The following is a 20,303-nucleotide window of genomic DNA, read 5'->3' as shown; positions in this document are numbered from 1 at the left end:
CGGTCCTCCAGGGTCAGGCATGCGACCGCCGCCCGGCGGGAGGCCGGGCGGCGGTCGTGCGCGATGCAGTCGTGGAGCGGCAGGGCTCAGGCGCCTGCGTTGAACTCGCCCGGGTTGGGGCCGAGACGCCGGTCCTCGTCCAGTGCGGCGAACGCGGCGAGGTCGTCGGCGTCCAGCTCGAAGTCGAACAGATCGATGTTCTCCGCGATCCGCGACGGTGTCACGGACTTCGGGATCACCACGTTGCCCGTCTGGAGGTGCCAGCGGAGTACCACCTGCGCGGGCGTGCGGTCGTGCTTCCGGGCGATCGCGACGACCGTCGGAACCTCCAGGAGGCCCCGGCCCGAACCCAGCGGCGACCAGGCCTCGGTCGCGATGCCGTGCTTGGCGTGGAAGGCGCGCGACTCGGCCTGCTGGAGCTGCGGGTGCAGCTCGATCTGGTTGATCACGGGGACCACGGAGGTCTCGCCGAGCAGGCGCTCCAGGTGCTCGGGCAGGAAGTTCGAGACACCGATGGCCTTCGCGCGCCCGTCCGCGTAGATCCTCTCGAAGGCCTTGTACGTGTCGATGTACGCGTCCTTGGCCGGCACCGGCCAGTGGATCAGGTACAGGTCGACATAGTCGAGACCCAGCTTCTCGAGCGAGGCGTCGAAGGCGCGCAGCGTGGAGTCGTAGCCCTGTTCGCTGTTCCACAGCTTCGTGGTGATGAACAGTTCTTCGCGGGCGACGCCGGAGGCGGCAACGGCCTTGCCGGTGCCCTTCTCGTTCTCGTAGATCGCGGCGGTGTCGATGCTCCGGTACCCGGACTCGATGGCCGTCGTGACCGCCTCTGCGGCTTCGCTGTCCGGCACCTGCCAGACACCGAACCCGAGCTGCGGCATCTCGATGCCATTGTTGAGGGTGAGGGAGGGGACCTTGCTCACGAGCGGTCGATCCTTACGTCGTCGGTTTCGTACTCCCATGCTCAACGATCAAGGGCCGTGATGCATTCCCCGCGAGAGGCATTTCCGGATTGCTCCTCGCGGGCGGCACCTCAGCCGTACAGCGCGTCGACCTCGGTCGCGTACGCCGTCTCGATCGCCTTCCGCTTCAGTTTGAGCGACGGGGTCAGCATGCCGTGCTCCTCGGTGAACTGATGCGCCAGAATCCGGAACGTACGGATCGACTCGGCCTGCGACACCGCCGTATTGGCGGCCACCACCGCCCGCCGGACCTCCATCTCCAGATCCGGGTCGCGCACCAGGTTCGCCGCGTTCATCGGCGGCCGGCCCTGCATGGAGAGCCAGTGGTCGACGGACTCCTGGTCCACAGTCACCAGCGCCGCGATGTACGGCCGGTCGTTGCCCACCACGATGCACTGCGCGACCAGCGGATGTGCCCGGACCCGCTCCTCCAGGCCGGCCGGCGACACACTCTTGCCGCCCGACGTCACCAGGATCTCCTTCTTCCGCCCGGTGATGGTCAGATAGCCGTCCTCGTCGAGCGCGCCCAGGTCGCCGGTGGCCAGCCAGCCGTCGTGCAGCACCGCGTCGGTGGACTTCGGGTCGCCCAGATAGCCGCCGAAGACATTGCCGCCGTACACCCACACCTCGCCGTCGTCGGCGATGTGCACGGTGGTGCCGGGGATCGGCTGCCCGACCGTGCCGTACCGGGTGCGCTCCGGCGGATTGGCGGTCGCTGCCGCCGTCGACTCGGTCAGCCCGTACCCCTCGTAGACCGTGATGCCCGCGCCCTCGAAGAACAGGCCGAGCTGCCGCTCCATGCCGGAGCCGCCCGACATGGCGTGCCGCACCCGCCCGCCCATCGCCTCGCGGACCTTCTTGTACACGACCTTGTCGAAGAACTGGTGCTGCATCCGCAGTCCCGGTGACGGGCCGGGGCCGGTGCCGAACGCCTTGTGCTCCATCGCCTCGGCGTACTTCACCGCGACGTCGAAGGCCTTGTCGAACGGCCCGAGCTTGCCCTCGGCCTCGGCCTTGCGCCGGGCGCCGTTGAAGACCTTCTCGAAGATGTACGGCACCGCCAGGATGAAGGTCGGCCGGAATGTCACCAGGTCCGGCATCAGTGCCTTCGCCGACAGCTCCGGCTGATGGCCCAGCTTCACCCGGCCGCGGATCGCCGTGATCTCCACCATCCGGCCGAAGACGTGCGCCAGCGGCAGGAAGAGGAGTGTCGCGGCCTCGTCGCCCGGCTTGGAGTGGAAGACCGGCTCCCAGCGCGCGGCCATGGTGTCCGTCTCGAACATGAAGTTGGCGTGGGTGATCACGCAGCCCTTGGGGCGGCCCGTCGTCCCCGAGGTGTAGATCACGGTCGCCACCGACTCGGGCGTCACCGCCCGGCGGTGCCGGTGCACCACCTCGTCCTCGACATGGGTGCCCGCGTCGACGAGCTCGGCCACCGCATCGGAGTCCAGCTGCCACAGCCGTCTCAGCAGAGGCAGCCGGTCGATCACCGAGGCGATCGTCATCGCATGGTCCTCGTGCTCGACCATGACGGCGGACACCTCGGCGTCGTGCAGCATCCAGAAGACCTGCTCCGCCGAGGACGTCGGATAGACGGGGACGGACTGCGCGCCGACCGTCCACAGTGCGAAGTCGAAGAGGGTCCATTCGTAGCGGGTGCGGGACATCAGGGCGACCCGGTCACCGAACCGGACACCATGGGCGATCAGCCCCTTGGCGAGCGCGAGCACCTCGTCGCGGAAGGTGGCCGCGGTGACATCGCGCCACTGTCCGGATGCGTCCTTCCGGCCGAGCGCGACACGGTGCGGATCCTCCTCCGCATAGTCGAAGACTGCATCAGCCAGCCCGCCGACATGGGGCGCGGCCGCCATGGGTGGGACCGTGAACTCGCGCAATGAACTGCTCCTTGTGGCGCTCCGCACAGCGCCGTGACGCTACCCGATCGGGCGGCGCAGCGGGAGAGCCCTGAAGCGGCGGACAGTGTGGGATATGCACAGGTCAGCCACAGATATCCGGCCAGATGGGCAAGGCTCGGGCGCGCTTCTGCCGGAGGAGTAAGCAGCTCGCGCGGGAATCTCCACCGAATCTGTACGCCACGGTCACGTGCCGTCGCGTCCGCCGATCGCGTTGATCCCCCCGACGGAACGGATGAGCCGGTCGCCCCCTGCCAGGATCGCCGCCGCAAGAGCATCCGCGGCCTCCTGCGCCGCGTCCCGGCGGCGGCCGTGCAGCAGGACGAAGTCCACATCGCCGAGCTCCGGCAGACCCGCCCTGGCCGGCACCGGGGCCAGCCCCGGCGGGATGAGGCCGCGGGTGTGCGCCATGACGCCCAGCCCGGCGTGGGCGGCCGCGATCAGTCCGCTGAGACTCGTGCTCGTGCAGGCGACCCGCCAGGACCGGCCGTGCTCCTCGAGCACCTCCAGAGCGCGGGCCCGGGTGATGCCCGGCGGCGGGAAGAGGACCAACGGAACCGGGCGGTCCGGATCGACCCGCACATGCGGTGCACCGATCCAGGTCAGTGCGTCCTGCCAGACCAGTTCGCCGTGCGTGTCGCCGGCCCGCCGCTTGGCGAGCACCAGATCGAGCCGGCCCGCCGCCAGCTGCTGGTGCAGCGTGCCGGACAGTTCCACCGTCAGCTCCAGCTCGACGTCCGGGTGGTCGCGGCGGAACGCCTCCAGGATCTCCGGCAGCCGGGTCAGCACGAAATCCTCGGAGGCCCCGAACCGCAGCCGGCCGCGCAGCCGCGTCCCGGTGAAGAACGCCACGGCCCGCTCGTGGGCCTGCAGGATCGTCCGCGCGAAGCCGAGCATCGCCTCACCGTCCACGGTGAGATCGACCCGGTGCGTGTCCCGGGTGAACAGCTGCCGTCCCGTCGCATCCTCCAGTCGCCGCACATGCTGGCTGACCGTCGACTGCCGCACCCCCAGCCGGCGGGCGGCCTGGGTGAAACTCAGCGTCTGGGCGACGGCGAGAAAGGTACGCAGCTGTGCAGGGTCGTACATAGCGCCCAGGCTATCGCGAAGCGTGATGACAGTGAGAGCGGTATATGGGATTCCCGATTGCGGTGATCAAGAGCAGGATGGGGAGGGCACGACCTGAACGAGAGAGCACGTGGAGCACATGAGCCGCCGCACACCGAAGCTGCCGTCCTGGCTGCCGATCGACCCGTACATCCTCGCGTTGATCGGCACCGTCGTGCTTGCGGCGCTGCTGCCCGCGTCGGGCGCCGCCGCCGATGCGGCGGGCGGTGTCTCCACAGGAGCGGTCGCCCTCCTCTTCTTCCTGTACGGCGCCCGCCTCTCGACCGCCGAGGCGCTCGACGGCCTCAAGCACTGGCGGCTCCATCTGACGGTCCTGGTCTGCACGTTCGTCGCGTTCCCGCTGCTGGGTCTGGCGGGCAAGGGCCTCGTTCCGTACGTCCTGACGCCCCAGCTCTACAGCGGCTTCCTCTTCCTCTGCCTCGTTCCGTCGACGATCCAGTCGTCGATCGCCTTCACCTCGATCGCCCGCGGCAACGTGCCCGCGGCGATCTGCGCGGGCTCGTTCTCCTCGCTCGCCGGCATCTTCCTCACGCCGCTGCTCGCCGCCGCACTGCTCGGCAACGACGGCGGCGGATTCTCCGCGGACGCGCTGCTGAAGATCGGGGTCCAGCTGCTGCTGCCGTTCGCCGCCGGGCAGCTGCTGCGCCGCTGGATCGGCGGTTTCCTCACCCGTCACAAGAAGGTGCTCGGCTACGTCGACCGGGGATCGATCCTGCTGGTCGTCTACACCGCGTTCAGCGAGGGCATGGTCGCCGGTATCTGGCACCAGGTCACCCCGGTCCGGCTCGGCGCGCTGCTCGCCGCCGAAGCGGCGCTGCTCGCGCTGATGCTGGCCATGACCTGGTACGGGGCGAAGCGGCTCGGCTTCGACCGGAAGGACCGGATCGCCATTCAGTTCGCCGGTTCGAAGAAGAGCCTGGCCTCGGGCCTGCCGATGGCGAGCGTGCTCTTCGGGGCGCAGGCGAGCCTGGCCGTGCTGCCGCTGATGCTCTTCCACCAGATGCAGCTGATGGTGTGCGCGGTGATCGCGAAGCGTCGCTCGCGCGATCCGGAGGAGGAGTTCGCGGAGAGGCCGACGGCTCCGGCCGGCAGCGCGATGGCGGAGGAGCCGGTCGCGGTGGGCTGATGCGCCCGTCCGCGGGGGTGCGTGCAACGGGAGGGACCGGCCGGCGCAGGGGGCGCTCCCCGCCGGCCGGACCCCTGACCCGTGTCGCGGGCCGGGCGGCTCAGCCCCGGCCGACCGTCGCCTCCAGGGCGATGCGGTGGTCACCCGCGTACACGTTCATTGACGGACCCCGCAGAAAGCCGACCAGGGTCAGTCCGGTCTCGGCCGCCAGATCGACGGCGAGCGACGACGGCGCCGAGACGGCGGCGAGCACCGGGATCCCGGCCATCACCGCCTTCTGGGCCAATTCGAACGAGGCCCGTCCCGACACCAGCAGGATCGCCCGGGACAGCGGCAGGCGGCCGTCGGTCAGCGCCCGGCCCACGAGCTTGTCGACCGCGTTGTGCCGGCCGACGTCCTCCCGGATGTCGAGCAGTTCCCCCGTCTCGGAGAACAGTGCCGCCGCGTGCAGACCCCCGGTCCGGTCGAAGACCCGCTGCGACTCGCGCAGCCGGTCGGGGAGGGCCGAGAGCAGCGCGGGCTCGACCCGGACCGGGGGAGTGTCGGCGATGGGGTGCCGGGTGGTGGTGCGGACCGCGTCGAGGCTCGCCTTGCCGCACAGCCCGCAGGACGACGTCGTGTAGACATTGCGCTCGAGCGTGATGTCGGGGACCTCGACGCCGGGCGCGAGCTTCACATCCACCACGTTGTACGTGTTCACACCGTCCGCCGTCGCCCCCGCGCAGTACACGATCGACTGCACCTCGGACCCGTCGCCGATCACGCCCTCGCTGACGAGGAACCCCGCGGCCAGCGCGAAGTCGTCGCCGGGCGTGCGCATCGTGATGGCCAGCGGCCGGCCGTTCAGCCGGATCTCCAGGGGCTCCTCGGCGACGAGGGTGTCGGGGCGGGTGGAGACCACTCCGTCCCGGATGCGGATGGTGCGGCGGCGCTCGGTGACCCGTCCCATGGCGGTTAAACCCGATTCTGTACGTGTTGGAAGCCGAATCGGCCCTTGATGCAGAGGTTGCCGTGGGTCACCGGGTTGTCGTGCGGTGAGGCGACCTTGACGATCTCATTGTCCTGCACATGGAGGGTGACGTTGCATCCGACACCGCAGGAGGTGCAGACCGCGGTGGTCTCCGTCCGGGCCGGCTCGTCCCAGGTCCCGGCCGCCCGCATGTCGAATCCGGTCCCGAAGGAGAGCGCCCCGGTGGGGCACGCCTCGATGGTGGCGGCCGGATGCGCGGTGAAGCCACCGCGCGCACCGAGGACACGGACGCCGTCACGCCGCATCGCGGCCGGATGCGGCCCGCGGGCGATGAGATGGACCTCGGCGCCGGCGCGGTGCAGCGCGGCCCCGACATGGGCGCCGATCGCACCGGCGCCGACAACTGCGACTTTCACGGGGCTCTCCGTTCGGTAAGGGACCGAGCGAGGGAACAGAAGACGATGCCAAGTCGACAGAATATTGTCTACAGTATGCGGAAAGGGCGGTCAAGGCTGTCGTCAAGCCTCCAACCCCCGGCCGGTAATCCTGTGGGATCACGTGCCCCCGTACCGGGCGGTAGCCACCAAGACTGGATAGTTCCTGCCATACGTAGCGAGGGGACCCGTACATGACCGGCTCACGTGTAGTGGCACTCGGCCACTATCAGCCCGCCAGGGTGCTCACCAACGACGATCTGGCCGCCATGGTCGACACCAGCGACGAGTGGATCACCAGCCGCGTCGGGATCAGGACCCGTCACGTGGGAGGTCCTGACGAGCCGGTGGACGAGCTGGCCGCGCACGCGGCGGCCAAGGCGCTGGCCACGGCCGGTCTGCTCCCCACGGACATCGACCTGGTCCTCGTTGCGACCTCCACCGCGATCGACCGTTCGCCGAGCATGTCGGCGCGGGTCGCCGCCCGTCTCGGCATGGGTTCGCCGGCCGTGATGGACATCAACGTCGTCTGCTCCGGCTTCACCCACGCCCTGGCCACCGCCGACCATGCCATCCGGGCGGGCGCCACCACCCGGGCGCTGGTGATCGGTGCCGACAAGATGGGCGATGTCGCCGACTGGACCGACCGCTCCAGCTGTGTCCTGCTCGGCGACGGCGCGGGCGCCGCGGTCGTGGTCGCGGACCCGCAGGGCGACGACGCCGCGCCCGGCATCGGGCCCGTGCTGTGGGGCTCGGTGCCGGAGATGGGCCGTGCGGTACGGATCGAGGGGACGCCGCCGCGCTTCGCCCAGGAGGGGCAGTCCGTCTACCGCTGGGCCACCACCCAGCTGCCGCCCATCGCGCGCGAGGTGTGTGAAAAGGCGGGTGTCGCCCCCGAGGACCTCGGTGCGGTGGTCCTGCATCAGGCCAACCTGCGGATCATCGAACCGGTCGCCAAGAAGATCGGTGCGGTCAACGCGGTCATCGCCCGGGATGTCGTGGATTCGGGCAATACGTCCGCGGCCTCGATCCCGATGGCCCTGTCCAAGCTGATCGAACGCGGCGAGGTCGAGAGCGGCGCCCCGGCGCTCCTTTTCGGGTTCGGCGGGAATCTCTCGTATGCGGGTCAGGTGATCCTCTGTCCCTGAGCCCCCTTGCGCTCGGTAGACTGTAGACGATAAGCAATTGCTCGTCGCCCGGAGGGGGACCGCGATGTTGTCCACAGGACTGCCGCAAGGGGCTGTGCCGAAGCTGGAACGGCCCGGTCCGCTGCGCGAGCGCGTCTATGAGGCGCTGCTCGAACTGATCACCACGCGTGCGCTCCGCCCCGGCCAGCATCTGGTCGAGAGCGAGCTCGCGGGGCACCTCGGCGTGTCCCGGCAGCCAGTGCGCGAGGCGTTGCAGCGGCTGAACACCGAGGGCTGGGTCGATCTGCGGCCCGCTCAGGGTGCGTTCGTCCATGAACCCACCGAGGAGGAGGCGGACCAGCTGCTCTCGGTCCGTACGCTCCTGGAGGCGGAGGCGGCCCGGCTGGCCGCGGCCAATTCGGGCACGGCCGGCATCGCCGCGCTCGAGGAGCTCTGCGCCAAGGGGGAGCAGGCCGTCGCCGACGACGATGTGGATCTCGCCGTTGCCACCAACGCGGAGTTCCATGCCAAGGTCATGGAGCTGGCGGGCAATGTCGTCCTCGCCGAACTCGCCGGGCAGGTCGACCGCCGGGTCCGTTGGTACTACACGCCGGTGGCCCGCCAGCGTGGCACCCAGTCCTGGATCGAGCACCGCGCCCTGATCTCGGCGATCTCCTCGCGCGACGAACAGCGCGCCACGGAGGTCATGCGGGCTCACACGGAGCACACCCGCAGGATGTACCACCAGCGCGAAGAGGGCTGACGTCTTACTTTCGGATCAGGGCCGGGGTATGGCGCCCCGGCCCTTTCTGCGTTGCCCGCCGCGAGACCGTCCGCGCGTCGCGGGGTCCTTGCACCCACAGAGGCGTACGTCTTTGTCCTGTGGGTGGAGAAAGTTGGAGCGGATTCCTGCTCAACTTCTTCCCACTCCGGGCAAGCGCTGCTACGTTCCACTCGAAAGCCCGACGGACTAGGCCGGCGCGGCGGGGAGGGGCGCGTGAGACGTATGACGGCACGACCCGCGAATGCGCATCAGGCGCGGCTGCTCCGGCTGTTGCGCGACGGCGGGCCCAACTCGCGTGCACAGCTGGGGGATCAGGTCGACCTCTCCCGCTCCAAGCTCGCCGTCGAAGTGGACCGGCTGCTGGAGACCGGACTTGTCGTGGCCGACGGACTCGCCGCCTCCCGTGGCGGGCGCCGTTCGCACAACATCCGGCTCGCTCCCGCACTGCGCTTCCTCGGCGTCGACATCGGTGCCACATCGATCGATGTGGCGGTCACCAACGCGGAGCTGGAGGTCCTCGGTCACCTCAACCACCCGATGGACGTACGCGAAGGGCCCGTCGCCGTCTTCGAGCAGGTGCTGTCCCTGGCCGCCAAGCTCCGGGCCTCCGGGCTCGCGGAGGGTTTCGACGGCGCGGGCATCGGCGTACCCGGACCGGTCCGCTTCCCCGAAGGCGTACCGGTCGCACCCCCGATCATGCCCGGCTGGGACGGCTTCCCGGTCCGCGAGGCGCTCAGCCAGGAACTGGGCTGCCCCGTCATGGTCGACAACGACGTGAACCTGATGGCGATGGGGGAGCAGCACGCGGGCGTCGCACGCTCCGTGGGCGACTTCCTCTGCGTCAAGATCGGTACCGGCATCGGCTGCGGAATCGTCGTCGGCGGTGACGTCTACCGCGGTACGACGGGCAGCGCGGGCGACATCGGCCATATTCAGGTCGAGTCCGACGGGCGTGCCTGCGCCTGCGGCAACCGGGGCTGCCTGGAAGCCCACTTCAGCGGCGCCGCGCTCGCCCACGACGCCGAGGAGGCGGCACGCTCCGGACAGTCGCAGGAGCTCGCGGCCCGGCTGGAGGCGGCCGGACGGCTCACCGCCGCCGACGTCGCCGCGGCGGCCGCCGCCGGAGACGAGACCTCGCTCGACCTGATCCGCGAAGGCGGCAACCGGGTCGGCCAGGTCATCGCCGGACTCGTCAGCTTCTTCAACCCCGGACTGGTGGTGATCGGCGGTGGTGTGACCGGCCTCGGCCACACGCTTCTCGCCAGCGTCCGGACCCAGGTCTACCGGCAGTCCCTGCCGCTGGCCACCGGCAATCTCCCCATCGTGCTGGGCGAGTTGGGACCGGCCGCCGGAGTGATCGGCGCCGCCCGGCTCATCAGCGACCACCTGTTCTCACCGGCCTGATCACCGGCCGGCAGTACGTCACCAGCGAGATATCGGCAACCGAGCACCACCCGCACCTGGCACAGCCTTGCCCGCTCACCGGCCCTTCCCCGGCTCTCGGCTTCGCTCGAGCAGGGGAGACCCCATTTCGCCGAGGGGATTTGTCATGGCACCAGAACCACCCCTGCTCACGATGTCCGGCATCACCAAGTCGTTCCCCGGCGTGCGCGCCCTCGACGGCGTGGACCTGGAGGTCCAGGCCGGCGAAGTCCACTGCCTGCTCGGGCAGAACGGCGCCGGCAAGTCCACGCTCATCAAGGTGCTTGCGGGCGCCCACCAGCCCGACGACGGCGAGATCACCTGGCGCGGCGCACCCGTCGCACTGAAGTCGCCGATCGCCGCCATGCGCCTCGGCGTCGCCACCATCTACCAGGAACTCGACCTGGTCGAGGGTCTCTCGGTCGCCGAGAACATCTTCCTCGGGCACGAACCCACCACCGCCCGCTTCGTCGTCCGTACCCGCGAGGGCCGTACGGCGGCCGCCGCACTCCTGAAGCGACTCGGTCACCCCGAGATCGATCCCGCCCGCCCGGTCGGTGCGCTCTCCGCAGCCCAGCAGCAGATCGTCTCCATGGCCCGGGCCCTCTCCCACGAGGTGCGGCTCATCGTCATGGACGAGCCGTCAGCGGCCCTCGACCCCGACGAGGTCGACAACCTCTTCCGTATCGTCGCCGCACTCACCGCCGACGGTGTCGCCGTGGTCTACATCTCCCACCGGCTGGAGGAGATCCGCCGGATCGGCGACCGGGTGACCGTGCTGAAGGACGGCCGGGCCGTCGCGGTCGGTCTGCCCGCGAAGTCCACCCCGACACGGGACATCGTCGCCCTGATGACCGGCCGCAATGTCGAGTACGTCTTCCCGCCGCGCCCCGACGCGGCCACGGATGCCGGGGAGACCGCCCGCCGGGAGCCCGTGCTCGCCGTCGAAGGGCTGTCCAGGGAGGGCGAGTTCGCCCCGTTCGACCTGGAGGTGCGGCCCGGCGAGATCGTCGGCCTCGCCGGTCTGGTCGGCTCCGGGCGCTCCGAGATCCTGGAGACGGTCTACGGAGCACGCAGGCCGAGCTCGGGCCGGGTCCTCGTCGACGGACGGCCGCTGCGCCCCGGAAGTGTCCGCGCCGCCGTCGCCGCAGGCATCGGACTTGCCCCCGAGGAACGCAAGGCGCAGGCCCTGCTGATGCTCGAATCGGTCACCCGCAACGTGTCCGTCTCCTCCATGTCCCGCTTCTCCAGGGTGGGTTGGCTCGACCGCGGGGCCGAGCGCCGAGCGGCCCGCGCCGCCACCCGCGAACTGTCGCTGCGGCCCGACAACCCGGACACCCCGGTCCGCACCCTCTCCGGCGGCAATCAGCAGAAGGCCGTCCTGGCCCGCTGGCTGCTGCGCGGCTGCCGGGTGCTGCTGCTCGACGAACCGACCCGCGGCGTCGATGTCGGCGCCCGCGCCGAGCTCTACGCCGTGATCCGCCGGCTGGCCGACGAAGGCCTCGCCGTCCTGCTGGTCTCCAGCGAAGTGCCCGAAGTACTGGGCCTCGCCGACCGGGTGCTGGTGCTCCGCGAGGGTCACGTCGTGCATACGGCGGACGCCCGGGAGCTCGACGAGCACCGCGTACTCGATCTCGTGATGGAAGGGAGCCCGACGTCATGACACAGCCCGTCTCCTCGGCGCAGCACGGTGGGCCGGACAAGGCGGCCCCGCCGGCATCCGCCTCGCTGCCGCCCTCGAAGGGCGGTGGACTGCGCGCCTTCGGGGTGCGCATGGACGTGCGCAACCTGTCGCTGCTCGGCGTCCTCGCCGTACTGATCGCCGTCGGCGGGTTCACCGAACCCGACGCCTTCCTGGACACCGGGAATCTGCAGCTGATCCTGACCCAGTCGTCCGTCATCGGCGTCGTCACCGTCGGCATGACCTTCGTCATCACCAGTGGCGGCATCGACCTGTCGGTCGGCGCGATGGTCGCGCTCGCCTCGGTCTGGGCGACCACGCTCGCCACCCAGGAGTACGGCTTCGCGGGCATCCTCTTCACCGCGGTGCTCGTCGGTGTCGGTGCCGGACTCGTCAACGGGCTGCTGATCGCGTACGGGAGGATGGTGCCGTTCATCGCGACGCTGGCCATGCTCGCCTCGGCCCGCGGCCTCGCCCTGCAGATCACCGACGGCAAGACGCAGATCGTGACCGTCCAGTCGGTCCTCGACCTGGGCCTGCCCGACTCGTACGTCCTCGGCATCCCGCCCCTGGTGCTGGCGTTCGCCGCGGTCACCGTCATCGGCTGGCTGGTGCTGAACCGGACGACCTTCGGACGCCGCACGGTGGCGGTCGGCGGCAATGCGGAAGCGGCCCGGCTCGCCGGGATCGACGTACGGCGCCAGCGGCTCTATCTGTATCTGCTCTCCGGGCTCTGCTGCGGTATTGCCGCCTTCATGCTGATCATCCTGTCCGGCTCTGGACAGAACACCAACGGCAACCTGTACGAGCTCGACGCCATCGCCGCCGCGATCATCGGCGGCACCCTGCTCAGCGGCGGACGCGGCACGATCGTCGGCTCCGTCCTCGGCGTCCTCGTCTTTACCACCATCACCAATATCTTCGCGCTCAACAATCTGCAGAGCGATGTCCAGCAGATCGCCAAGGGCGCGATCATCGTCGCCGCCGTCCTGGTCCAGCGCCGTACCTCGGCCCACGGGGAGACCTGAGCCCCGGTCCTCCCATCCCCATCCCCTCACCGCACATCACCCCGTCCCACCCGTAGTTCCGCATACCACCCACGTACCGGATGAAGGGTTCGACAGCCATGCCAGAAACCAGCCGCAGAGGACTGCTCTTCGGCACCGCGGCCGTCTCCGCGGGCGCTCTCCTCACCGCATGCACCAGCAATGAGCCCAAGAAGTCGCAGACCGCGCAGAGCAATCAGCCCGCCGCCGACGACAAGCCCGGCAAGGCGGTCACCATCGGGTTCGCCGGCCCGCAGGCCGACCACGGGTGGCTCAACGCCATCAACGAGAACGCCAAGTCGCGGGCGGAGAAGTACTCCGAGGTGACCCTGGAGATCACCGAGGGCTCAAACGACACCGCTGTCCAGATCGGCCAGGTCAAGACCCTCATCAACAAGAAGGTCGACGTCCTCGTCATCCTTCCCGCCGACGGCAAGGCGCTCACCCAGGTGGGCCTGGAAGCGATGAAGGCGGGCATCCCCGTCATCAACCTGGACCGCATCTTCGCCTCACCGCAGGCCTACCGCTGCTGGGTCGGCGGCGACAACTACGGAATGGGCCTCAACGCGGGGACGTTCATCGGCGAACAGCTCAAGGACAAGCCGAACGCCAAGGTCGTCGAGCTCGCCGGCATCGACAACCTGGAGCTCACCAAGCAGCGCAGCCAGGGTTTCAAGGACGCGCTCAAGAACTACTCCAACATCGAGCTGGTCGCCCGTCAGGCCGCCGACTTCACCGTCGAGTCCGGCCAGGCGAAGATGGCCCAGCTCCTGCAGGCGCAGAAGCAGTTCGACGCCCTGTGGAACCACGACGACGACCAGGGCGTCGGTGCGCTGCGCGCCATTCAGCAGGCCGGCCGGGACGAGTTCCTGATGGTCGGCGGAGCCGGGGCGAAGTCCGCCATGGACGCCATCAAGGCCGACAACAGCGTCCTGAAGGCCACCGTCCTCTACCCGCCGACGATGGCTGCGTCCGCCATCGACCTGGCGCGTGCGCTCGGCCAGGGCAAGGGCATCGGCGGCCTCTCCGAACTGGAGATCCCGACCAGCCTCACTCTGTACTCCGCCGTCGTCACCAAGGACAACATCGACCAGTACCTGCCGACGGGCTTCAGCTGATCCGCCGTCCAGGAGGGTGCTGACCCTCCTGCAGCCCCCACCGAACCACCGATGAGGAGGAAGCCCGTATGGCCCGTAGGGAAGAGACGGAGCAGGAGGCCGCTGCGCCGCCGACGAGGAAGCCGGAGCGACCGCTCGGGATCGGCATGGTCGGATACGCGTTCATGGGCGCCGCCCACTCCCAGGGGTGGCGCACCGCGGGGCACGTCTTCGACCTGCCGATGCGGCCGGCTCTCGCCGCGATCTGCGGACGTGACCGTGCGGCGGTCACCACTGCCGCCGAGCGTCATGGCTGGGCGGCGGCGGAGACCGACTGGCGCGCCCTGATCGCCCGGGACGACGTCCAGCTCGTCGACATCTGCACCCCCGGCGACAGCCATGCGGAAATCGCCATCGCCGCCCTGGAGGCCGGCAAACACGTGCTGTGCGAGAAGCCGCTCGCCAACACGGTTGCCGAGGCGGAGGCCATGACCGAGGCCGCGGAACGGGCCAGGGCCCGTGGCCAGGTGGCGATGGTCGGCTTCAACTACCGCAAGGCGCCGGCGATCGCCTACGCACGGAAGATGATCACCGATGGCAGGCTCGGCACCCTGCGGCACGTGCGGGCCACCTACCTCCAGGACTGGCTGGTCGATCCCGAGTCGCCGCTCACCTGGCGGCTGGACCGCGACCGCGCCGGATCCGGTGCGCTGGGCGACCTCGGGGCCCACATCGTCGACCTCGCGCAGTATCTGGCGGGGGAGCTGCTGGTGGGGGTGTCTGCGATGTCCGAGACCTTCGTACGGGACAGGCCCCTGCTCGCAGGAGCGTCGGCGGGGCTCTCGGGCTCGGCCGACAGCGAGGCACGCGGGGCGGTCACCGTCGACGACGCGGCTCTGTTCACCGGCAGGCTCGCTTCCGGAGCGCTGGCCTCGTTCGAGGCGACACGCATGGCGGCGGGCCGCAAGAACGCGCTGCGGCTGGAGCTCAACGGGGAGCGCGGCTCGCTCGCCTTCGACCTGGAGCGGCTGAACGAACTGTCCTTCCACGACCACACCGAACCTGCCACCACCGCAGGGTTCCGCCGCATCCTCGTCACCGAACCCGAGCACCCGTACCTGGAGGCGTGGTGGCCGCCGGGTCACGCCCTCGGCTACGAGCACACCTTCATCCACCAGGCCCGCGACCTCGTCCGGACGATCGCCGAAGGTGCGGACCCCGTACCGTCGTTCGCCGACGGACTCCAGGTGCAGCGGGTGCTCGCGGCGGTGGAGGAGAGCGCCGAGAAGAACTCCGTACTCACCCCGGTACACACCCCGTAGGAGGTTCCGCGCATGCCCCGTCCCTTCACTCTCTTCACCGGTCAGTGGGCCGACCTGCCGCTGGAGGAGGTCTGCCGGCTGGCCCGGGACTTCGGCTACGACGGTCTCGAACTCGCCTGCTGGGGCGACCACTTCGAGGTCGACAAGGCCCTCGCCGACCCCGGCTACCTGCCCGGGCGGCACCAGCTGCTCGACAAGTACGGGCTCAAGTGCTGGGCGATCTCCAACCACCTCGTCGGCCAGGCGGTCTGCGACAACCCGATCGACGAGCGGCACCAGGGGATCCTGCCCGGCAGGATCTGGGGCGACGGCGAGCCCGAGGGCGTACGGCAGCGGGCCGCCGAGGAGATCAAGAACACCGCGCGCGCCGCCGCGGCCTTCGGGGTCGACACCGTCATCGGCTTCACCGGTTCGTCGATCTGGCACCTGGTGGCGATGTTCCCGCCGGTGCCGCCGCGGATGATCGAGCGGGGGTACGAGGACTTCGCCGAGCGCTGGAACCCGATCCTCGACGTGTTCGACGCGGAGGGCGTGCGGTTCGCCCACGAGGTGCACCCCAGTGAGATCGCGTACGACTACTGGACCACGCACCGTGCCCTCGAGGCCGTCGACCACCGCGCCGCGTTCGGGCTGAACTTCGACCCGAGCCACTTCGTCTGGCAGGACCTCGATCCGGTCGGCTTCCTCTACGACTTCCGGGACCGGATCTACCACGTCGACTGCAAGGAGGCCCGCAAGCGCCTCGACGGGCGCAACGGCCGCCTCGGTTCGCACCTGCCCTGGGGCGATCCGCGGCGCGGCTGGGATTTCGTCTCGGGCGGGCACGGTGACGTGCCGTGGGAGGACGTGTTCCGCATGCTCCGGTCGATCCATTACGAGGGGCCCATCTCGGTGGAGTGGGAGGACGCGGGCATGGACCGGCTGGCGGGCGCGCCCGAAGCGCTTGCCACGCTGAAGCGGTACGACTTCGACCCGCCGGCGGCGTCGTTCGACGCGGCGTTCGGGGGCGGCGACTGACGGTGTTCCCGGGGGCCCGGCCCCCGGAACCCCGCTCCTCGGACGCCGGGGAAGCCTGACTCTCCGCCTGGGCGGCATCTCGCGTGCGGGCCCGGCACGACCATGCCTGCCCGGCGTCCGAGGAGCGGGACCGGGGCAGTGCCCCGGTTGAAGGGCAGGCAGGGGGAACAGTCCCCGCCCGGCGTCTCTCCGCGCACCCCGGCGCCTCTCGTGCACCCCCGGGGCGGTTCCGCATGCCCTCACTCGCCTTTGTCCTGATGAAGGAAAAAGTTCAACCGAACTGCTGCGCAAGGGCTTTCCGTGCTGGACGAACGGGTCTACGGTCCATGGGGTGTACACGACATAACCCTCGTCACCGGGGCCCCATCAGGCCCTCGTGTGACCTGCGCGGCAGTCCCCGCGCGGAACGGCTCGGCACTACCCGCCCGTACAACCGGCACTTTCCGGAGGACACTCGTGCACAGAAGCAGAACCAAACCCAGGACCCGACTCCGCAAGTCCCTCGCCCTGTTCACCGGCGGCCTCCTCACCGCCGCCGCCCTCGCCCTCGGCGCCGCCCCCGGCGCCTCCGCGGCGGGCCAGGCCTCGCAGGCCACCACCGATGCCGCAGCGGCCGAGGACTTCCAGCAGGTCACCCTCGCCAAGGGTGCCGCCGAAACCGGCGAACCCATGTCGCTCGCGGTCCTCCCGGACCGCAGCGTCCTGCACACCTCGCGCAGCGGCGAGCTGCGGATCACCGACAGCGCCGGCAACACCAGGATCTCCGGCGTCGTGCCCGTCTACTCGCACGACGAGGAGGGCCTCCAGGGCGTCGGCGTCGACCCCGACTTCGACACGAACCGGGCGATCTACCTCTACTATGCCCCCCCGCTGGACACCCCGTCCGGCGACGCCCCGGAGACAGGCACCGCCGCCGACTTCGCCAAGTTCGACGGCGTCAACCGGCTCTCCCGCTTCGTCCTCAAGGCGGACGGCACCCTCGACCTGAGCAGCGAGAAAAAGGTCCTCGACGTCAAGACGTCGCGCGGCATCTGCTGCCACGTCGGCGGCGACATCGACTTCGACGCGCAGGGCAACCTGTACCTGTCGACCGGCGACGACTCCAACCCCTTCGCCTCCGACGGCTACGCGCCGATCGACGAACGCCCGGACCGCAACCCGGCATTCGACGCCCGGCGCTCCGCGGGCAACACCAATGACCTGCGCGGCAAGCTCCTCCGGATCAAGGTCGCGGAGGACGGCTCGTACACCATCCCCGAGGGCAACCTCTTCGCCCCGGGCACGGACAAGACGCGGCCCGAGATCTACGCGATGGGCTTCCGCAACCCGTTCCGCTTCAGCGTCGACAAGGCCACCGGCATCGCGTACGTCGGTGACTACGGTCCCGACGCGGGCGCGGCCGACCCGAAGCGCGGACCGGGCGGACAGGTCGAGTTCGCCCGGGTGACCAAGGCGGGCAACTTCGGCTGGCCGTTCTGCACCGGGAACAACGACCCCTTCGTCGACTACGACTTCGCGACGCAGACGTCCGGCGCGACCTTCGACTGCGCCGCACCGAAGAACACCTCGCCGCACAACACCGGCCTGGTCGACCTTCCCCCGGCGCAGCCCGCCTGGATCCCGTACGACGGCGCATCCGTGCCCGAGTTCGGCACCGGCTCCGAGTCGCCGATGGGCGGCCCCGTCTACCACTACGACCCGAACCTCGACTCGCCCGTGAAGTTCCCCGAGGCGTACGACGGGGACTTCTTCGCCGGTGAGTTCGGCCGGCAGTGGATCAAGCGCATCGAGCAGGACGGAAACGGCGCCGTCCAGTCCATCAACGACATCCCGTGGTCCGGGACCCAGGTGATGGACATGGCCTTCGGCCCGGACGGGGCGCTGTACGTCCTGGACTACGGCCTCTCCTGGTTCGGCGGCGACGAGCACTCCGCGCTCTACCGCATCGAGAACGCCACGGGCGGACACTCGCCGATCGCCGAGGCCACGTCCAACAAGACGTCCGGTACCGCACCGCTGAAGGTGCAGTTCTCCTCCGCGGGCACCACGGACTCCGACAACGACACGCTCACCTACGCCTGGGACTTCGGCGACGGCGGTACGTCGACCGCCGCGAACCCCACGTACACGTACAAGAAGAACGGCACCTACACCGCGACCGTCACCGCCAAGGACCCCACCGGCCGCACCGGTTCGGCGAGTGTCCATGTGACCGTCGGCAACACCGCACCCAAGGTGAACCTGGAACTCCCGGGTGACGGGCAGCTGTTCACCTTCGGCGACGAGATCCCGTTCAAGGTGACCGTCACCGACCCCGAGGACGGCACGATCGACTGCTCGAAGGTCCAGGTCAGCTTCGTACTCGGCCATGACAACCACGGCCACCCGATCACCACGGAGCACGGCTGCTCCGGCACCATCAAGACCGAGATGGACGGCGGGCACGACCCGAACGCCAACATCTTCGGAGTCATCGACGCCTCGTACACCGATGGCGGGGGCGGCGGCCAGGCCGCACTCTCCGGCCACGACCAGGCGCAGCTCCAGCCCCGCCACCGCCAGGCCGAGCACTTCACCTCGTCGTCCGGCATCCAGACGTTCGACAAGGCGAACGCGGAGGGCGGCAAGACGGTCGGCGACATCAACAACGACGACTGGATCGCCTTCAAGCCGTACATCCTCGGTGACTCCACCAAGCTCACCGCCCGGATCTCGTCCGGTGGCGCCGGTGGCTTCCTCGAAGTACGGACCGGCTCCGCGACCGGCAAGATCCTCGGCTCCGCCCCGGTGCCGGTGACCGGCAGCTGGGAGACCTTCCAGGACATCGACGTGCCGCTGCGCGGCGTCCCGAAGCAGGCCACGGAGCTCTTCCTGGTCTTCAAGGGCGGCGACGGCGCGCTCTTCGACATCGACGACTTCGAGCTCTCCAACAGCGCCCCCGACCGGACCGCCAAGCGGGTCCTGGTCTTCTCGAAGACGGCCGGCTTCCGCCACGACGCGATTCCCGAGGGCATCGCCGCACTGAAGGAACTCGGCGCGAGCAGCAACATCACCGTCGACGCCACCGAGGAGGCAGGCCAGTTCACCACCAGCAACCTGGCCCGCTACGATGCCGTCGTCTTCCTCTCCACGACCGGTGACGTCCTCAACGCCGACCAGCAGAAGGCGTTCGAGAACTACATCGCCGGCGGCGGTGGCTACATGGGCGTGCACGCCGCCGCGGACACCGAGTACGACTGGTCGTTCTACGGCGGACTGGTCGGCTCGTACTTCGCCGGGCACCCCGCGATCCAGCCCGTCACCGTCCGCGTCGAGGACCACAAGAACCCGGCGACCGCCCACCTCGACGACGCCTGGGTCCGCACCGACGAGCTGTACAACTACCGCACCAACCCGCGCGACAAGGTGAAGGTCCTCGCCACGCTCGACGAGACGACCTACACCGGCGGCACCATGAAGGGCGATCACCCGATCACCTGGTGCCAGTCCTACGGGGGCGGCCGCTCCTTCTACACCGGCCTCGGCCACACCAAGGAGTCGTACGCCGAACCGGCCTTCCGCCAGCTCCTCCTGGGCGGCGTCCGCTACGCGGCCGGACAGGTCAATGCCGACTGCAAGCCGGACACCGGCTACCGGCCGATCTTCAACGGCAAGACGCTCGAAGGCTGGAAGCAGGCCGGCCCGGGGAAGTTCAACGTCGTCGACGGTGAACTCCGCTCCGAGGGCGGCATGGGCCTCCTCACCTACCAGCCCAAGGAGCTCGGGTCCTACTCGCTGAAGCTCGACTGGAAGCTGGAGGGCGACGACAACTCCGGTGTCTTCGTCGGCTTCCCGCAGTCCGACGACCCCTGGTCCGCGGTGAACAACGGCTACGAGGTCCAGATCGACGCCACCGACGCACCCGACCGCACCACGGGCTCCGTCTACACCTTCAAGGCGGCGAACATCAAGGCCCGCGACCAGGTCCTGCGGCCTCCGGGCCAGTGGAACAGCTACGAGATCAAGGTCCAGGGTGAACGGCTCCAGGTCTTCCTCAACGGAGTCAAGATCAACGACTTCACCAACACCGATCCCGTACGCAGCCTGAAGGACGGCTACATCGGCCTGCAGAACCACGGGGCCGACGACCAGGTGTCCTTCCGCAACATCGAGTTGAAGGAGCTGCCCGCCGCATAGGCGACAGCCACAGTCCGACGGCGGGCGGGGCGACGGCCCTACCCCGCCCGCCGTCACCACCACTTCCCTGCCCGCCACCGATCGAACAGCGCCGCTCT

The 20,303-nt window shown here is 69.6% G+C and carries 14 protein-coding genes and 2 pseudogenes; 10 read left to right on the top strand and 6 right to left on the bottom strand.

Annotation, left to right across the window (positions count from 1 at the left end; all coding sequences use genetic code 11):
- Window positions 1-86 precede the first annotated feature (86 nt).
- The 3 genes from OG878_RS07265 to OG878_RS07255 form a co-directional block, all read right to left on the bottom strand.
- Window positions 87-923: an aldo/keto reductase gene (locus OG878_RS07265; RefSeq protein ID WP_328886001.1), complete on the bottom strand. Its 837-nt coding sequence runs from the start codon at window positions 921-923 to the stop codon at window positions 87-89.
- A 110-nt stretch (window positions 924-1,033) separates the two neighbouring features.
- Window positions 1,034-2,833 (bottom strand): AMP-dependent synthetase/ligase, encoded by a 1,800-nt coding sequence (locus OG878_RS07260; protein WP_328891162.1) that lies wholly within the window; start codon window positions 2,831-2,833, stop codon window positions 1,034-1,036.
- 228 nt (window positions 2,834-3,061) lie between these two features.
- Window positions 3,062-3,964 carry a LysR family transcriptional regulator gene (locus OG878_RS07255; protein WP_443049068.1) on the bottom strand — a complete coding sequence of 301 codons (903 nt, stop codon included), beginning with the start codon at window positions 3,962-3,964 and terminating at the stop codon, window positions 3,062-3,064.
- 118 nt (window positions 3,965-4,082) lie between these two features.
- Between OG878_RS07255 and OG878_RS07250 the strand changes: the two genes are divergently transcribed.
- Window positions 4,083-5,129 carry a bile acid:sodium symporter family protein gene (locus tag OG878_RS07250; RefSeq protein ID WP_328886000.1) on the top strand — a complete coding sequence of 349 codons (1,047 nt, stop codon included), beginning with the start codon at window positions 4,083-4,085 and terminating at the stop codon, window positions 5,127-5,129.
- 100 nt (window positions 5,130-5,229) lie between these two features.
- Here OG878_RS07250 and fdhD read toward each other — a convergent pair whose 3' ends face one another.
- The 3 genes and pseudogenes from fdhD to OG878_RS07235 all read right to left on the bottom strand — a co-directional run.
- Window positions 5,230-6,078, bottom strand: a complete 849-nt coding sequence (gene fdhD, locus OG878_RS07245; protein WP_328885999.1) for a formate dehydrogenase accessory sulfurtransferase FdhD — start codon at window positions 6,076-6,078, stop codon at window positions 5,230-5,232.
- Window positions 6,079-6,083: 5 nt separating this feature from the next.
- A pseudogene (locus tag OG878_RS07240) lies at window positions 6,084-6,338 on the bottom strand (2Fe-2S iron-sulfur cluster-binding protein); the annotation flags it as partial.
- A 14-nt stretch (window positions 6,339-6,352) separates the two neighbouring features.
- Window positions 6,353-6,515 (bottom strand): annotated as a pseudogene (locus OG878_RS07235) (ketopantoate reductase family protein); the annotation flags it as partial.
- Between the two features lie 212 nt (window positions 6,516-6,727).
- Between OG878_RS07235 and OG878_RS07230 the strand changes: the two are divergent.
- The 9 genes from OG878_RS07230 (at window position 6,728) to OG878_RS07190 (ending at window position 20,205) form a co-directional block, all read left to right on the top strand.
- Window positions 6,728-7,681, top strand: coding sequence for a beta-ketoacyl-ACP synthase III (locus OG878_RS07230; protein ID WP_328885998.1), 954 nt, complete (start codon window positions 6,728-6,730; stop codon window positions 7,679-7,681).
- Window positions 7,682-7,745: 64 nt separating this feature from the next.
- Window positions 7,746-8,423: a GntR family transcriptional regulator gene (locus OG878_RS07225; protein WP_328885997.1), complete on the top strand. Its 678-nt coding sequence runs from the start codon at window positions 7,746-7,748 to the stop codon at window positions 8,421-8,423.
- 243 nt (window positions 8,424-8,666) lie between these two features.
- Window positions 8,667-9,848: an ROK family transcriptional regulator gene (locus OG878_RS07220; RefSeq protein ID WP_328891160.1), complete on the top strand. Its 1,182-nt coding sequence runs from the start codon at window positions 8,667-8,669 to the stop codon at window positions 9,846-9,848.
- A 145-nt stretch (window positions 9,849-9,993) separates the two neighbouring features.
- Window positions 9,994-11,529 (top strand): sugar ABC transporter ATP-binding protein, encoded by a 1,536-nt coding sequence (locus OG878_RS07215; protein WP_328885996.1) that lies wholly within the window; start codon window positions 9,994-9,996, stop codon window positions 11,527-11,529.
- Window positions 11,526-12,575 carry an ABC transporter permease gene (locus OG878_RS07210; RefSeq protein ID WP_328885995.1) on the top strand — a complete coding sequence of 350 codons (1,050 nt, stop codon included), beginning with the start codon at window positions 11,526-11,528 and terminating at the stop codon, window positions 12,573-12,575. The genes OG878_RS07215 and OG878_RS07210 overlap by 4 nt, the downstream gene beginning before the upstream one ends.
- Window positions 12,576-12,673: 98 nt before the next feature.
- Window positions 12,674-13,711 carry a substrate-binding domain-containing protein gene (locus tag OG878_RS07205; RefSeq protein WP_328885994.1) on the top strand — a complete coding sequence of 346 codons (1,038 nt, stop codon included), beginning with the start codon at window positions 12,674-12,676 and terminating at the stop codon, window positions 13,709-13,711.
- A 68-nt stretch (window positions 13,712-13,779) separates the two neighbouring features.
- Window positions 13,780-15,012 (top strand): Gfo/Idh/MocA family protein, encoded by a 1,233-nt coding sequence (locus tag OG878_RS07200; protein ID WP_328885993.1) that lies wholly within the window; start codon window positions 13,780-13,782, stop codon window positions 15,010-15,012.
- Window positions 15,013-15,024: 12 nt separating this feature from the next.
- Entirely contained in the window at window positions 15,025-16,029 is a 1,005-nt protein-coding gene (locus tag OG878_RS07195) for a sugar phosphate isomerase/epimerase family protein (protein ID WP_328885992.1), read from the top strand.
- A gap of 456 nt (window positions 16,030-16,485) precedes the next feature.
- On the top strand, window positions 16,486-20,205 hold the full coding sequence (locus tag OG878_RS07190) for a ThuA domain-containing protein (RefSeq protein WP_328885991.1): 3,720 nt from the start codon (window positions 16,486-16,488) through the stop codon (window positions 20,203-20,205).
- Window positions 20,206-20,303: the final 98 nt, after the last annotated feature.

It is taken from the genome of Streptomyces sp. NBC_00316 (genome assembly GCF_036158715.1).
In the GTDB taxonomy this organism is placed as follows: Bacteria; Actinomycetota; Actinomycetes; order Streptomycetales; family Streptomycetaceae; genus Streptomyces.
Note: the sequence above shows the minus strand (reverse complement) of the source record. Positions and strands in the feature narration are given on the sequence as shown.